Origin of the sequence: Leifsonia sp. 1010, assembly GCF_031455295.1 — a bacterium.
Classification (GTDB): Bacteria; Actinomycetota; Actinomycetes; order Actinomycetales; family Microbacteriaceae; genus Leifsonia.
Genome location: NZ_JAVDSL010000001.1, coordinates 369,006 through 383,614, shown reverse-complemented (window position 1 = coordinate 383,614; position 14,609 = coordinate 369,006). Strand labels below are relative to the sequence as shown.

14 protein-coding genes are annotated in these 14,609 nt (G+C 71.2%); 9 read left to right on the top strand and 5 right to left on the bottom strand.

From position 1 onward, the window contains the following. Window positions 1-34: 34 nt before the first annotated feature. The 8 genes from J2Y42_RS01820 (at window position 35) to J2Y42_RS01785 (ending at window position 8,147) form a co-directional block, all read left to right on the top strand. Window positions 35-478: an MFS transporter gene (locus tag J2Y42_RS01820; RefSeq protein ID WP_309854369.1), complete on the top strand. Its 444-nt coding sequence runs from the start codon at window positions 35-37 to the stop codon at window positions 476-478. 29 nt (window positions 479-507) lie between these two features. Then, window positions 508-2,079: an amidophosphoribosyltransferase gene (purF, locus tag J2Y42_RS01815; protein WP_309854366.1), complete on the top strand. Its 1,572-nt coding sequence runs from the start codon at window positions 508-510 to the stop codon at window positions 2,077-2,079. A gap of 58 nt (window positions 2,080-2,137) precedes the next feature. Further along, complete coding sequence (gene purM, locus J2Y42_RS01810) at window positions 2,138-3,259, top strand: phosphoribosylformylglycinamidine cyclo-ligase (RefSeq protein ID WP_309854364.1); 1,122 nt, start codon at window positions 2,138-2,140, stop codon at window positions 3,257-3,259. 60 nt (window positions 3,260-3,319) lie between these two features. Continuing rightward, window positions 3,320-4,606: a Calx-beta domain-containing protein gene (locus J2Y42_RS01805; protein WP_309854360.1), complete on the top strand. Its 1,287-nt coding sequence runs from the start codon at window positions 3,320-3,322 to the stop codon at window positions 4,604-4,606. 68 nt (window positions 4,607-4,674) lie between these two features. Further along, a complete protein-coding gene (locus tag J2Y42_RS01800) occupies window positions 4,675-5,598 on the top strand; it encodes an ABC transporter ATP-binding protein (protein WP_309854358.1) in 924 nt (307 codons plus the stop codon). Continuing rightward, window positions 5,595-6,338 carry an ABC transporter permease gene (locus J2Y42_RS01795; protein ID WP_309854356.1) on the top strand — a complete coding sequence of 248 codons (744 nt, stop codon included), beginning with the start codon at window positions 5,595-5,597 and terminating at the stop codon, window positions 6,336-6,338. Before J2Y42_RS01800 ends, J2Y42_RS01795 begins: the two co-directional genes overlap by 4 nt. Window positions 6,339-6,369: 31 nt before the next feature. Beyond that, window positions 6,370-7,536, top strand: coding sequence for a histidine kinase (locus tag J2Y42_RS01790; protein WP_309854353.1), 1,167 nt, complete (start codon window positions 6,370-6,372; stop codon window positions 7,534-7,536). Beyond that, entirely contained in the window at window positions 7,533-8,147 is a 615-nt protein-coding gene (locus J2Y42_RS01785) for a response regulator transcription factor (protein ID WP_309854350.1), read from the top strand. Before J2Y42_RS01790 ends, J2Y42_RS01785 begins: the two co-directional genes overlap by 4 nt. A 38-nt stretch (window positions 8,148-8,185) precedes the next feature. On the opposite strand, the gene J2Y42_RS01780 is transcribed toward J2Y42_RS01785, so the two are convergent. Then, window positions 8,186-8,419 carry a DUF3073 domain-containing protein gene (locus J2Y42_RS01780; protein ID WP_309854348.1) on the bottom strand — a complete coding sequence of 78 codons (234 nt, stop codon included), beginning with the start codon at window positions 8,417-8,419 and terminating at the stop codon, window positions 8,186-8,188. 143 nt (window positions 8,420-8,562) lie between these two features. On the opposite strand from J2Y42_RS01780, the gene J2Y42_RS01775 reads away from it, so the two are divergent. After that, window positions 8,563-9,636 (top strand): NAD(P)-binding domain-containing protein, encoded by a 1,074-nt coding sequence (locus J2Y42_RS01775; RefSeq protein ID WP_309854345.1) that lies wholly within the window; start codon window positions 8,563-8,565, stop codon window positions 9,634-9,636. Window positions 9,637-9,654: 18 nt separating this feature from the next. Here the strand turns inward: J2Y42_RS01775 and J2Y42_RS01770 are convergent, their stop codons facing one another. The 4 genes from J2Y42_RS01770 to J2Y42_RS01755 are packed head-to-tail and all read right to left on the bottom strand — an operon-like array spanning window position 9,655 to window position 14,598. Beyond that, window positions 9,655-11,796 (bottom strand): glycogen debranching N-terminal domain-containing protein, encoded by a 2,142-nt coding sequence (locus J2Y42_RS01770; protein ID WP_309854340.1) that lies wholly within the window; start codon window positions 11,794-11,796, stop codon window positions 9,655-9,657. Continuing rightward, window positions 11,793-12,536: a peptidase E gene (locus J2Y42_RS01765; protein WP_309854337.1), complete on the bottom strand. Its 744-nt coding sequence runs from the start codon at window positions 12,534-12,536 to the stop codon at window positions 11,793-11,795. Before J2Y42_RS01765 ends, J2Y42_RS01770 begins: the two co-directional genes overlap by 4 nt. Continuing rightward, window positions 12,533-13,441 (bottom strand): carbohydrate ABC transporter permease, encoded by a 909-nt coding sequence (locus tag J2Y42_RS01760; RefSeq protein WP_309854334.1) that lies wholly within the window; start codon window positions 13,439-13,441, stop codon window positions 12,533-12,535. Before J2Y42_RS01760 ends, J2Y42_RS01765 begins: the two co-directional genes overlap by 4 nt. After that, the gene (locus J2Y42_RS01755; protein ID WP_309854331.1) at window positions 13,438-14,598 is read right to left on the bottom strand and encodes a sugar ABC transporter permease; all 1,161 of its coding nucleotides are present in this window, start codon (window positions 14,596-14,598) and stop codon (window positions 13,438-13,440) included. The genes J2Y42_RS01760 and J2Y42_RS01755 overlap by 4 nt, the downstream gene beginning before the upstream one ends. Between the last annotated feature and the right edge of the window lie 11 nt (window positions 14,599-14,609).

The window sequence follows — 14,609 nt, the reverse complement described above, 5'->3', positions numbered from 1 at the left end:
CGGCCGCTCAGGTTCGATCTGGGAGAATGGAGGCATGAGCGACACCCCCGAGGACCGGCAGGTCAGCGACCCGCAGGTCAGCGATTCGCAGGACCCCGACCCGCAGGTCGAGGAGACCGTCACCCCCGCCGAGGTCCGCGTGCGCCGCTCGCCGCGCTACTTCCGCTTCATGATCACCGGCGCCATCCTCTTCGCCATCGTCGCCCTCATCCTCACCTTCTCCTTCCCGGAGAACCCGACGTACGACCGCGGCTCCGTCTTCGGCTTCCTGCTCGCGATCTGCGTCACGGTCGGCGTCGCCGTCGGAGCGATCGTCGCTCTCGTGCTCGACCGGGTGACCGCCCGTCGAGCGCGCAGCGTGCAGGCGGATAGAATCGACGTGCGCGTCCCCGAGCCCGGGTCGTCGCCCGAGCGGCGTGAGGGCTCGCAGCCGGAGCCCGGCACGAACGACACCAGCACGAGCGACACCCAGAGCTGAACATCCCGACTTCCTGAAAGGGGTCCGCTGTGGCCGGAGGCGACGGTCTTCTCAGTCACGATCTGCTACCCGGCGAGAAGGGGCCGCAGGACGCCTGCGGTGTCTTCGGCGTCTGGGCTCCCGGTGAGGAGGTCGCCAAGCTCAGCTACTTCGGGCTCTACGCGCTCCAGCACCGCGGCCAGGAGTCGGCAGGCATCGCGACGAGCGACGGCGACAAGATCCTGATCTACAAGGACATGGGTCTCGTCTCGCAGGTGTTCAACGAGAACGCGCTGAACTCGCTGCCCGGCCACATCGCCGTCGGCCACACGCGCTACTCCACCACCGGAGCATCCAGCTGGCAGAACGCGCAGCCGACCCTCGGCTCCACGGCGAGCGGCACCGTCGCCCTCGGCCACAACGGCAACTTGACCAACACGGCCGAGCTGATGCAGCTGGTCCACGAGCGCTACCCGCAGCATGACGGCGAACTCAGCCGGGGAAACACCACCGACACCGCGGTCGTCACGGCGCTGCTCACCGGCGACCTGGACCACACGCTCGAGTCGACCGCCCTGGAGGTGCTGCCGCGACTGCGCGGCGCCTTCTGCCTGGTCTTCATGGACGAGCACACGCTGTACGCCGCCCGCGACCCGCAGGGCGTCCGCCCGCTGGTGCTCGGCCGCCTCGAGCGCGGCTGGGTGGTCGCCTCCGAGACCGCCGCACTCGACATCGTCGGCGCCAGCTTCGTGCGCGAGGTCGAGCCGGGCGAGCTGATCGCGATCGACGAGAACGGCCTGCGCAGCCAGCGCTTCGCCAGCGAGAAGCGCGCGGGATGCGTGTTCGAGTACGTCTACCTGGCTCGTCCCGACACCACCATCTCCGGCCGCGGCGTCTACGAGGCCCGCGTGGAGATGGGCCGCCAGCTCGCGCGTGAGCACGCGGTCGAGGCCGACCTGGTCATCCCGACGCCCGAGTCCGGCACCCCGGCGGCGATCGGCTACGCGCAGGCGTCCGGCATCCCGTTCGGTCAGGGCCTCGTCAAGAACTCCTACGTCGGCCGCACCTTCATCCAGCCGTCGCAGACCATCCGCCAGCGCGGTATCAAGCTGAAGCTGAACCCGCTGAAGGAGGTCATCAAGGGCAAGCGTCTGATCGTGGTCGACGACTCGATCGTGCGCGGCAACACGCAGCGCGCGCTGGTGTCGATGCTCCGCGAGGCCGGTGCGGCCGAGGTGCACGTCCGCATCTCCAGCCCGCCCATCACCTGGCCGTGCTTCTACGGCATCGACTTCGCGTCGCGCGCCGAGCTCATCGCCACCGGCCTGGGGGTTGAGGAGGTGCGCCAGTCGATCGGCGCCGACAGCCTCGGCTACCTCTCGGAGGACGGCATGATCGACGCGACCGAGCAGCCGCGCGAGCTGCTGTGCACCGCGTGCTTCACGGGCAAGTACCCGATCGAACTCCCGGACGCGCACCACCTGGGCAAGAACCTCCTCGAGCGTCCGGAGGTCAGCCCGACCGACGACGGCTCCGACGCGACGTCCGATGGATGCGAGCCCGGCCCCGACTCGGAGCTCGAGCCTCTGCTCAGCTTCGGCGACCCCGGCCGCCAGGAGTAGAGCCGCCAGGAGCAGCCCCGCTTTTCCGGTGCCCGCGGGCCCCGGATACGATGGACCGGTGACCGACTCCGCCGCCTCCTCGTCCGCCTCCTACGCCGCCGCCGGTGTCGACACCGCTGCGGGCGACAGGGCCGTCGAGCTGATGAAGGCGGCCGTCGGCCGCACCCACGGACCCGAGGTGCTGGGCGGCGTCGGCGGCTTCGCCGGCCTGTTCGACGTCTCGTTCCTGAAGGACTTCGACCGTCCGCTGCTGGCCTCCTCCACCGACGGTGTCGGCACCAAGGTCGCCATCGCGCAGGCGCTCGACAAGCACGACACCATCGGTCAGGACCTGGTCGGGATGGTCGTCGACGACATCGTCGTGGTCGGGGCTCGTCCGCTCTTCATGACCGACTACATCGCGTGCGGCAAGGTCGTCCCTGAGCGCATCGCCGCGATCGTCGCGGGCATCGCGAGCGCGTGCGCCGAAACCGGCACCGCCCTCGTCGGCGGCGAGACCGCCGAGCACCCGGGCCTCCTCGGCCCGGACGACTACGACGTCGCTGGGGCCGCGGTCGGTGCGGTCGAGGCGGATGCCGTGCTCGGCGCCGACCGGGTGCGGGACGGCGACGTGGTGCTGGCTATGGCCTCGTCCGGTCTCCACTCCAACGGCTACTCGCTGGTCCGCCACATCCTCGCCGCGCGCGGCATCGGGTTCACCGACCAGTCCGCCGAGTTCGGCGGTGTCGTCGGCGAGGCCCTGCTCGAGCCGACGCGCCTCTACACGGGGCCGCTGCTGCGCGTGCTGCAGGACCCGGCGCTCGACGGCGCCATCCACTCGCTCAGCCATGTGACGGGCGGGGGCATCGCCGCGAACCTCGCCCGCGTCCTCCCGGTCGGCTCGTGGGTCGAGGTCGACCGCTCCACGTGGTCGCCGACGCCGGTCTTCCGCATCCTGAGCGATCTCGCGGGCAGTTCGCTCGAGTCGAGCGAGGGCACCTGGAACCTCGGCATCGGGATGTTCGCGGTCGTCGCACCGGAAGCCGCGGATGCGGTCGCGGCGGCGATCACGGCCGATGGCATCCCCACCTGGCGCGCCGGCGTCGTCTCGACGTCCGCGCGCGACCTGACCGGGTTCGAGCAGGGCGCGAAGGGCGTCGACGGGGGCGCGGTGCGCCTCGTCGGCTCCTACGCCGGCTGAGCCCACGTCACCCTTTTTGGTCGGAGCGCGGACGAGCGCCGTCCCGCTAGAGTGACGCGTGTGAGCCGACCGCACGCCCGCTTCCGCCTGGCGTCCGCGCTCACCCTTCTGGCTCTCTCAGGCCTGGGGATCGCCGCCGCAGCCTCTCCGGCGCTGGCGGATCCGGCCGTGTCCGCGCCTCCCGCGCCCACGCCTCCCGCCCCGGCTGATGCGCTCACCCCGCTCGTCGATTGCGTGCAGGATGCGCCGCTCGGCACCGTCGCCGCCCGAACGGTCGTGCTCGGCTACCGGTCGACGGCGTCCGCGCCGGTCTCCCTTCCCGCGGGAGGCGGGTCGAACGACCTCACGACCGGTGCCGCCGACCGCGGCCAGCCGGCGACTTTCGAACCGGGCGAGCACCACGGCGTCTGGCTCCTGACCCTGGATGCCGCTGTCGAGCCCGCGCTCGGCTGGCGCCTGGGCGCGACGACCACCGACTTCGCCGCCGCACCCGCCTGCACGGCGGCGACCGCTGTCACTCTCAGCACGCCGTCGAAGGTTTCGGCGGGCGGCACGGCCGCCGTCTCAGCGACGGTCACCCGGATGCTGCTCGCTGCTCCCGGATCCGGCTCCGTCGCCTTCTCCCTCGACGGCGGGACGCCGGTACTCGCGCCGGTCTCCGCGACCGGCGTCGCGCGCGCCGACCTTCCGGTGTCCGCTGCCGGTACGCACAGCCTCACGGCGACGTTCCAGCCCGAGCAGGCGTCCGGGCTCCTCAGTGCGGTCGGAACCGCGACGTTCACCGCGACGGCTCCGAGCGCCCCGCTGACCGTCGCGACCGACTCCGTCGTCGCCGGGAGCACCAGCGTCCTCGTCACGGTCGCCCGCGCTTCCGGTGCGGGGGACGCCACGGTCGATGTCATGACCGCCGACGGCACCGCCCGTGCGGGCGCCGACTACACGGCGCTGGCCACCACGGTCGCGCTGGCCGACGGACAGACGACGGCCACGGTCCGGGTGTCGCTCGCCTCACGCCCGGCGGGGTCGCCCGCCGCGACGTTCTTCGTGCTGCTGCAGCGCGCATCCACCTCCGTGACGACAGCGTCGGCGACCGTCATGCTTCCTGGCGTCGCCGCCGTGGCGCCCGCGACGGCAGCAGCCGCTGGCACGCACGGCGGCGTCGGTACGCCGGCGGCAGCCTCGTCCGTGCTCCCGCCGGACGACCCGACGGCCGCCGGACCCGGCGCGACGACGTCGGCGGCCCAGGACCTCGCCGTGCTGTTCGGCGGCATCCTGCTCACCGCAGGCGGCATCCTCGGCGTCCTCGGACTCGTGCGTGCCGCCGGGATGCGCGAAGCACGGGCATGACAAACGTCACCCCCAGATCCTGACACCCGCTCTGCGCTCCGCCGGGCGCCCGTCGGCACTCTGGAGAGGTGAACGAGACACCCGCCATCCACCTGTCCGGCCTGCGCAAGACCTTCGGTGCGCTCACGGCCGTCGACGGCGTCGACCTGAGCATCCGCCCGGGCGAGGTCGTCGCCCTGTTGGGCCCCAACGGCGCCGGCAAATCCACCACCATCGACCTCGCGCTCGGCCTCGCACGCCCCACCGCGGGCCGGGCTGAGCTGTTCGGTGCCCAGCCCCGGCAGGCGGTCGCCGCCGGCCGGGTCGGGGCGATGCTGCAGGGCGGCGCGTTGCTGCCCACGCTGACGGTCGCCGAGTCCGTCGCGCTCGTGGCTGCGGCCCACCGGCACCCGCTCAGCGTCGCCGAGGCCCTCGAACGCGCCCGCTGCACCGAGATCGCGCGCCAGCGCGTCTCCAAGCTGTCCGGCGGCCAGCTCCAACGCGCCCGGTTCGCCGTCGCCGTCGTCTCCGATCCTGACCTCCTGTTCCTCGACGAGCCGACAGGGGCGATGGATGTGGAGGCGCGCCGCACGTTCTGGCAGTCGATGCGCGAGTTCACCGACGCCGGGCGGACCGTCGTGTTCGCCACCCACTACCTCGACGAGGCCGACGAGTACGCCGACCGCATCGTCATGATGGCGCGCGGACGAATCGTGGCCGACGGCACGCCCGCGGAGGTCAAGGCGGTCGTGTCCGGCCGCCGCATCCGCGCCACCGCCGCTTTCCCGGAGACGCCGGCGAGCACCGTTGCGCTCAACGCACTCCCCGGAGTCCGCAGCGCCGAGCGCCGCGGCGACGTGCTGACCCTCGTCAGTGACGACTCCGACGCCACCCTGCGGGCGCTGCTCGCGACGCACGACGACATCCACGACATCGAAGTGACCGCGCACACCATGGACGAGGCCTTCCTCGCCCTCACCGAGGCGCGCGACACGGAAGGAGCACTCTCATGAGCATCGCCTACCTGGGGCGCGAGTCCCTCCGCCAGCTGAAGAACATGCGCGCGATGATCTTCACCCTCGCCGTTCCGCTCGTCATGCTGTTCGCCTTCGGCGGCACGTTCGGCGGTGCCGGGCAGGTGGACGCGACGACGCACCTGCCGTGGATCGTGGTCACGACCATCCAGGTCGCCGCGTACGGCGGGATGATGTCGGCGCTCTCGCAGGCGTTCCAGATCGTCACCGAGCGCTCCATCGGCTGGAACCGGCAGCTGCGGATCACGCCGCTGAGCGGCACGGGCTACCTGGTGTCGAAGCTCGTCGCCGCCCTGGCGCTCGCCCTGTTCAGCATCGTCGTCATCATCGGCGTCTCCATCGCGCTGTACCATCCCGACCTCTCCGTCGGCAGCTGGCTGCTCGCCGGGCTGGCGATCTGGTGCGGTGTCATCCCGTTCGCGCTGCTCGGCATCCTGATCGGGCAATTCGCCAAGCCGGAGTTCGCCCAGCCGCTGTTCATGGCCGTGTTCATGGGCATGGCCGTATTGGGCGGCCTGTGGATCCCGCTTCAGGTGTTCCCCGCCTGGGTCGCGGACGTGGCGCGGGCCGTGCCGTCGTACTGGCTCAACCGCGTCGGTCAGCTCGGCGCGCTGCAGAGCGGCGACGCGCTGACGCCCGCGATCGTGCTCACCGCGTGGGCGCTGGCCCTGGGGGCGCTCATCGTCTGGCGCTACCGGCGCGACGCGGCGCGGGGCTGAGCGCCGCCGGGCCGCTGGCTAAGGTAGCAACGTGTTCTCGCGTGAGGTGCCGGAGGTCCGTCCGGTCGGATGGCGCGCCCGGCTCCTCCATCCGGCCGCGTACCGCTGGTATCCGGGGGCGACGATCGGCCTGCTGTACCAGGCCTCGGTGCTCGTCGGGCTGTGGACGGCGCAGGGCACGGTCACCGAGAAGCTGGGCATCACCGCTCTGCTCGCCGTCGTCTACCTCGGCTTCCTCGTCCTCCCGCCGCTCCTCTGGTGGGAGACGGAGCGCAGGCGGCTGATCGGCATCGGCCTCTACTTCGCGCTCACGCTGACGCTCTTCCCGCTGATCGGTGTCGTCGCCTGCTGGACGTGGGTCTACGTCGCGTGCGTCGCGGGGATGGTGGTGTCGCGCACCCCGGTCGCGTGGGCGATCATCGGGTCGCTCGGCGGCGTCCAGCTCATCGTGCTGACGGTCGCCGGAACCGTGGAGGACGACTGGTTCATCGCGCTGGTCACGGTGTCCATCGGCGTGATGATGAGTGCGTTCGCGCGGCAGATCGACACACTGCGGCGGCTGCGCAACGCGCAGGGGGAGATCGCCCGGCTGGCCGTCATCGAGGAGCGCGCCCGATTCTCACGCGACATGCACGACGTGCTCGGGCACTCGCTCACCGTCGTCACGGTCAAGTCGGAGCTGGCGCGCCGGCTCATCCCCGTCGACCAGGAGCGGGCGGCCGAGGAGATCGCCGACATCGAACGTCTCAGCCGCTCGGCGCTGGCGGACCTGCGCGCTGCGGTCGCGGGCTACCGGGAGATGAGCCTGTCGACCGAACTCGCCGCTGCGCAGGCGGGGCTGGCGGCCGCCGACATCCAGGCGCACCTTCCCCGTAACGGCGAAGGCGTCGACCCCGAGCTGCGCGAGCTGTTCGGCTGGGTGCTGCGCGAAGGCGTCACCAACGTCATCCGCCACTCCGGCTCGCGCAACTGCTGGGTGACCGTCGGGCCGGAGAGCCTCGACATCGAGGACGACGGGCGCGGCCCGCAGGGAAGCGGGCTGGAGCCGGCGCCGGTCGGGGCCGAGGTCTCGCCCGCCGCGCGCGGTGGGTCCGGCCTTACCGGGCTGAGCGCCCGCGCCGCGCAGGTCGGTGCCCGGATCGCCGTCGGCCCGGGGCCCCGCGGAGGCACACTGCTGAGCGTGCGGAGGATCGCGTGACCGACACCATCCGGCTGTTGCTGGCCGACGATCAGGCGCTGATCCGTGGCGCGCTCGCGGCCCTGCTCGACCTCGAACCGGACCTCGAGGTGGTCGCCCAGGTGGGGAGGGGCGACGAAGTGGTGGATGCGGCCCGCGCGTCCCGGGCCGATGTCGCGCTTCTCGACGTGGAGATGCCCGGCGCGGACGGCATCCAGGCGGCTGCGCAGTTGCGGGCAGCCGTGCCCGATTGCCGGTCGCTGATCGTGACGACGTTCGGCCGGCCGGGGTATCTGCGCCGCGCGATGGAGGCCGGCGCCTCGGGGTTCGTCGTCAAGGACACCCCGTCCAGTCAGCTGGCGGATGCGGTGCGCCGGGTCGCCTCCGGGCTGCGGGTGGTCGACCCCGCGCTCGCGGCTGAGTCGCTCGCGTCCGGAGCGTCGCCCCTGACAGTTCGGGAGGCCGAGGTGCTGGAGGTCGCCGCGGAGGGCGGGACGATCTCGGACATCGCCCGTCGGCTGCACCTCAGCGACGGGACGGTGCGCAACCACCTCTCGAGCGCGATCGGCAAGACGGGCGCGCGGAACCGTTCGGAGGCCGTGTCGATCGCGACACGACAAGGCTGGCTGTGAGCCGCAACGGATCGCAGGCTCAGTGACGGCGGTCGGCGCTAGGCACGCTTCGGAGTGCCCGTCTCCTCGTCCTCGTCCTCGTACTCGTAGGTGTCGTCGGACTCGGTCTCGTCCTCCGCCTCGTACTCGGCCCACTTCGCGTATTGCTCGTCGTCGCCATGGGAGTGGCCGGTCAGCTCACGCTCCAGAGCGTCGTAGTTCACATTGGGACTGAACGACTTCAACTGCCGCGCGATCTTGGTGTGTTTTGCCTTCTGACGGCCGCGCCCCATGCGTGACCCCCTTTTGGTCCCAGCCCGGGCGAGAGAGGCTCCCCGGGGATCGAATAGAAACAGTGAAAACTAGCATGGAGTTTAGCATGCGGACATCGCGGACCCCCGAGTTCCCGCACAGCGAGAAGTGATGGGATGAGCGTGTGAGCACGACCAGGACCGAGACCCAGGTGGTGGTCATCGGCGCGGGCCAGGCGGGGCTCGCCGTCGCCTACTATCTGCGGCGGTTCGAACTGGCCCCGGGCGACGATTTCATCGTCTACGACCGCGGACCGGTGACGGGCGGAGCCTGGCAGCACCGGTGGGATGCACTCAAGCTCGGCAGCGCCCATCACGTGAACGATCTGCCGGGGATGTCCGAGCTGGGTCTCAGCTTCGACACGGCCGACCGGTCCCTCCCGGCGCGGGACATCGTCGCCGGCTACTACCGCCGCTACGAGGACTACTTCGGCCTGCAGGTGCAGCGTCCGGTGACCGTGCACAGCGTCTCCGACCGGGGCGCGGACCTCATCGTGGAGCACAGCGCGGGCGAGACGGCGACGCGGATCGTCGTGAACGCCTCGGGAACCTGGGGCTCGCCGTTCGTGCCGTACTACCCGGGCATGAACGATTTCGCCGGGCGTCACGTCCATACGTCCACGTACCGCTCGGCCGACGAGTTCGCGGGTCAGTCGGTGGTCGTGGTGGGCGGAGGCACCAGCGCGATCGGGTTCCTGCTCGAGCTGGAGGGTGTGGCGGAGTCCCTGACCTGGGCGACGAGGCGGCCGGTCGACTTCCGTGACGAGTCGGAGCTCACCATCGAGGGCGGCGTCGCCGCGGTGGCGATGCAGGATGCGGCGGCGCGCGCCGGGGAGGCTCTGCCGTCGATCGTGAGCGGCACGGGCGTCCCGCGCACGCGGCGGATCGCCGCCGGGATCGAGCGCGGCGTGCTCACCGAGCGGCCGATGTTCACCCGCATCGAGAGGGACGGCGTGCGTTGGCCGGACGGCTCGTTCACCCGCGCGGACGCGATCATCTGGGCGACCGGCTTCCGCCCGGAGCTGCGTCATCTCGCCCCTCTGCACCTGCGCGAGAAGACGGGCGGTCTGACCGTCGCGTCCGGTGCCTCCTGGCAGGACTCGCGCATATTCCTCGCCGGGTATGGGCCGCAGGCGTCGACGATCGGGGCGAACCGGGCCGGCCGGATCATCGCGCGCCAGATCATGGCGCAGCTGTAACGGTCGCGACTCGCCGCGTCAGGCGGTGACCGAGCGAGGCCGGCCCGCGAAGCGGAGGCCCTCGACCTGGATGCCGCCCGCCGTCTCGTCCGGGTCGACCACGAAGCGGCCTTCCGGGGCGTCCGCGCGCAGGCCGAGCCGGGCGCTGAGGACGGCCACCGCGGCCGCTGCCGACCACGCCTGCGGCCGGCACGCTGCGGGGTAGGGGATGGGCGCGCTGGTCTCCGAGGCGCTGTCGCCCGAGTGCAGCTCCGGCATCCGGTAGCCGAAGCCGGCCGCCGCGGCGAGGAGCCCGTCCGACAGCTGCGCGGCTTCGGCGCGGAAGCCGTCGCGTGCGAGCCCGCTGATCGCGATGGCCGTGTCGTGCGCCCAGACGGAGCCGCCGTGGTAGCTGAGCGGCCAATAGCCCGCCGAGTCCGTCGACATCGTGCGCAGGCCGTAACCGGATGACAGCTCGGGAGAGACGAGGCGTCGTGCGACCAGCTCAGCCTGCTCGGCATCCAGGATTCCCGTCCCGAGCAGGTGGCCGATGTTGCTCGTGACGGTGTCGACCTTCCGCTTCGACGCGTCGAGCGCCACCGCGGGGTACGCGCCGGCCGGATCGGCGATCCAGAAGGCCTCGGCGAAGCGCTGCTTCAGGTCGGCAGCCCAGCCGCGCCAGGCGTCGCCTCCCGGGCGGCCGAAGGCATCGAGCAGTGCGGCGCCGCCGACGGCGGCCTCGTAGGCGTAGCCCTGCACTTCGCACAGGGCGATGGGGCCGTCGGCCAGCGTGCCGTCACGCCACTGGATCGAGTCGCCCGAGTCCTTCCAGCCCTGGTTGGCGAGGCCGTGCCCCGTGGTGTCGATGTACTCGAGGAATCCGTCTCCGTCGCTGTCGCCGTAGTCGCGCATCCACGCCAGAGCGGCGTCCAGATGGGGGAGCAGCGCCTCGACTTCGGCGGGGGGCATGCCCCAGCGCCAGGCGTCGTGCAGCAGGCAGATCCAGAGCGCCGTCGCGTCGACGGTGCCGTAGTACAGCGGCGGCAGCACGACGCCTTCGCCGGGGATCTCGAGCGCGCCGGGCCGCAGCTCGTGCATGATCTTGCCCGGCTGCTCCGCGGTCTCCGCGACCGTCTCCGTGCCCTGGTACGCGGCGAGCACCCGCAGCGTGGACGCCGCGATCTCGTGACCGAGGGGCAGCAGCATCCGCGCCGCCCAGAGCGAGTCGCGGCCGAACAGCGTGAAGAACCATGGAGCGCCGGCCGCCAGGAAGACGTCGTCGGGGTGCTCGACCGTCGACATCCGCAGCGACTGGAGATCGGCGACAGCGCGGTCGAGCCAGGACGCCAGGCGGGAGTCGCCGGTGGCGGCGTGGAAGGCGGACCACTCCCGCGAGGGCGCGGCGCCCGCCACGACCGCGGTCGGGTCGTCGACGCCGATGCTCCACTCCACCACGGCCTCTCCGTGTGCCGGCACGTCGACGTTCCAGAGAAGGGTGACGCTCTGCCCGTCGACGGCCACGCGTGCGCCCTCAGCCGACACCCGCGCCGTGACGGGACCGCTGCCGAGGAGGGCGGCCGCACCCTCGACCCGATCGACGGTCACGGGGTGCTCGCTCCCGGGCAGTCCCGCCTTGATCTGCTGCATGGGGCTGAAGTCGGCCCGCAGTTCGACTTCGAGGGTGGTGCGGAGGTCGTCGCCCAGAGCATTGCGCACGATGATGCGCTCGCCGAGCGACCCGGCAGAGACCGTCCGTCGCTGGTCGATCCGCACCCGCGGATCCGCCGTCGCATCGTCGATCCCACGGGCGAGGGAGGTGAACACCGCCGTTGCGGCATCCGGCGACGCGGTGGCGATGTGCTCCGGTACAGCCCCTCCGACGGTGAGGAGGGCCCGATCGAGCACCCGGAGATCGGAATGGTAGAAGCCGTGGATGCCGTGCCCGTCGATGCGCCCGTCGGAGGCCGACCAGGCCTGGGAGGGTGCGGTCAGCACCACGACGCTGTCGTGGAGGAGCGGCTGGAGGGGCTGGGTCATCGTGGAGGTCGTGCCTTCGTGATCGTTGCCGAGAGCGGAAGGGGCGTCGGCGGAGTGTTCGGTCGTGCGGTCGTCGGTGGGCGTGGATGCGTCGGAAGCGTGGGGGACGGGCGGGCGGCGGTCGGTCCCCGTGTCGGAGGTCATGCGGCTACCTTCTCGCCGAGCAGGCGGGGCACGAGCCGTTCCTCGCGGACGCCCTCGCCGGTGCGGGTGAGTTGCCAGGCGGAGACGCCGGGGCGTTCGGCCACGATGTCCACCAGCGTGCGGCCCCGGTAGACCAGCCCTACGCCTTCATCGAGGGCGTAGCCGCCGGGAAGTGTTCCGTCGGTCACAGCGCGCTGGTGCGCCGGCCGCCGTCGTGGATCGGAGTCGTAGTGGACGGCCAGCGACCCGGGGACGAGGCCGATCCCGTCGCGCACGGCGGAGATGTCGGGCCCGTACGAGGAGGTCGTTCCGCCCTCGTGCCAGCAGAGCGCTCCCGCCGAACCTCCGGCGAGCACGACTCCACGCTGCCACGCCTCGGTCAGGATCCGATCGATGCCGTGCCCCCGCCAGACCGCCAGGAGGTTGACGAGGCTCCCGCCGCTCACCCAGACGACATCCTGCGACAACAGGTGCGCGCGCACGTCGGCGACGTTGGGGTGGGGGAAGAGCCGGAGATGCGTCGCCTCGACTCCGGCAGCCCGGGCCGCCTCGAGTTCCGCCCCCTCGACGTGGCGCTGGTCGCCGCCGGCGGTGTTGATGTGCGTGACGCGCGGGGCGTGCCCGCGCACCTCGGCCAGCTCGATGGCATGGTGCAGCAGCGGCCCGTACACCGAGTCGGTCCACTCGCCGCCGTTCAGCCCGCCGCAGGTGGCGAGGATGGTCGGTTCGGGTGCTGTCATTCCTTCACCGCCCCCTCGCTGGAGTTCATGATCCGCCGCTGGAAGATGAAGAACAGCACCGCGACGGGGATGGTCATGATGGCCGCTGCCGCCAGCTTGAGCGGGTACTGACTGCCCTGGCTCAGCTGACCGCTGGCCAGCCCGGCGACCCCCTTCGTCAGGGTCGTCAGCGAGGGGCTCTGCGTCGAGACGATGTAGTGCGCCAGCTCGTTCCACGACCCCTGGAACGACAGGATGATGATCGTGATGAGGGCCGGCCGGGCCATCGGGAGCACGATCGACCAGAACACGCGGAACGTGCCCGCTCCGTCGATCCTGGCCTGCTCCTCGACGCTCGCCGGGATGGACTCGAAGAAGTTCTTCATGATGAAGACGCCGGCTGCGTCGGTCAGCAGCGGCAGGATCATGCCCGTGTACGAGTCGTAGATGCCCAGCTGGTTGATGACGAGGAACTTGGGGATGAGGAGCACGACCATCGGCACGGACATCACCGCGACCAGCGCCGCGAACACGACGGTGCGTCCACGGAAATGCAGCCGGGCCAGCGCGTAGCCCGCGAGCGAGTCGAAGAACACCCGGCCCAGCGTGACGACCACGGTCACCACGGCGGAGTTGGCGAACCAGATCGGGAAGTCGGAGTTGACGAACAGCTTCGTGTACGCGGCCGTGGTGAACGTCTGCGGGATGAGCGACACCGCGTTCGCCGTCGCCTCGGCGTCCGGCTTGAACGAGGTGGCCAGCTGGATGAGGAACGGCATGATGTACACGACCGCCAGCGCGATCAGGATCGCGTACGTCACGGACGTGGCGACGATGGTCGCGGTCGAGCGTCGCCGACGCGGACGAGCCGGTGGCATCGGAGCGGGCGCGGTCGGGCGCTCCACCTGGATCGTGCTGGAGCTCATCGGATCGCTCCCTTCCGCTCGGAGTCGTCGCTGCGAGACGACGGGACGCTGCTCGGGGCGCCTCCCGCCGCCGTGCCGGCCGCCAACGCGGGCTGGTACAGCCGCATCCGCCGCTTGGAGACCGTGCGCTCGCGCAGGATCCACCGCTGCAGCAGGGTGAACACGACGATGATGACGAAGAGGATGAAGGCGATCGCGGCACCCTGTCCCCATTCCTGGTTGACGAACGAGGTCTGATAGGAGAGGTACGCGGGCGTCAGCGTCGTCTTGCCGGGTGCCCCTCGGGTCCCGGTGTAGATCTGGTCGAACACCTGCCAGCAGCCGATGAGCCCGAGCGTGAGGACCGTGAAGAGCGTCGGCCGCAGCTGCGGGAGGGTGATCCTCCAGAAGCGCTGCCAGCCGTTCGCGCCGTCCATCATCGCCGCCTCGGTGATGTCGCCGCCGAGGTTCTGCAGCGCCGCGAGGAAGAGCAGCATGAACGTGCCGCTGGTGGTGAAGACGGCCATGATGATGTACGCGGTCATGGCCACGGACGGGCCGCCCAGCCAATCCCACCAGGAGACGCCGAGCGTCGTGTTCTGGGTGAGTGCGGCCGGGCCCTGAGTGACGCCGAAGGCGGCGAGCAGATCGTGGATGATGCCCGAGGGGTCGTTGAACCAGTTCGGCCCGTGGATGCCGACCCACGACAGGACCTTGTTGACGGCGCCGCTCGTGCTGAACAGGAAGAGCCACAGCACGGTGATCGCGACGGAACTCGTCACGGACGGGAAGTAGAACGCCGTCCGGAAGAACCCGCGACCGCGCAGGACCGCTCGGTTCACCAGGACGGCGAGGCCGAGGGACACCGCGGTCTGGATCGGGACGACGAGCACGACGTACCAGGCGTTGTTCTTGAGCGACATTCCGAAGTCCTGCTCGGCGAGACCGCCGCCGGCGAGGAGCTTCGCGTAGTTGTCGAAGCCGACGAAGTTGACGTCGGAGGCGAAGGGGCTGCCCCGGCCGCCCCAGTCGGAGAAGCTGACCCACAGCGCCATGAGCACCGGGATCACCAGGAAGACGCCGAGCAGCAGGATGACCGGGGCGGTGAACAACCACCCCGAGGCGGCCTCGCCGCGCCGCAGACCGGTGCGACGAGGCCGACTCGTGGTTGTGGACATGGCGGGAGGCT

Coding starts and splice junctions, on each gene's coding strand:
- J2Y42_RS01755 (WP_309854331.1), bottom strand. CDS start 14,598: ATGTCCACAACCACGAGTCGGCCTCGTCGCACCGGTCTGCGGCGCGGC.
- J2Y42_RS01820 (WP_309854369.1), top strand. CDS start 35: ATGAGCGACACCCCCGAGGACCGGCAGGTCAGCGACCCGCAGGTCAGC.
- J2Y42_RS01770 (WP_309854340.1), bottom strand. CDS start 11,796: ATGACCTCCGACACGGGGACCGACCGCCGCCCGCCCGTCCCCCACGCT.
- J2Y42_RS01780 (WP_309854348.1), bottom strand. CDS start 8,419: ATGGGGCGCGGCCGTCAGAAGGCAAAACACACCAAGATCGCGCGGCAG.
- J2Y42_RS01760 (WP_309854334.1), bottom strand. CDS start 13,441: ATGAGCTCCAGCACGATCCAGGTGGAGCGCCCGACCGCGCCCGCTCCG.
- J2Y42_RS01795 (WP_309854356.1), top strand. CDS start 5,595: ATGAGCATCGCCTACCTGGGGCGCGAGTCCCTCCGCCAGCTGAAGAAC.
- J2Y42_RS01765 (WP_309854337.1), bottom strand. CDS start 12,536: ATGACAGCACCCGAACCGACCATCCTCGCCACCTGCGGCGGGCTGAAC.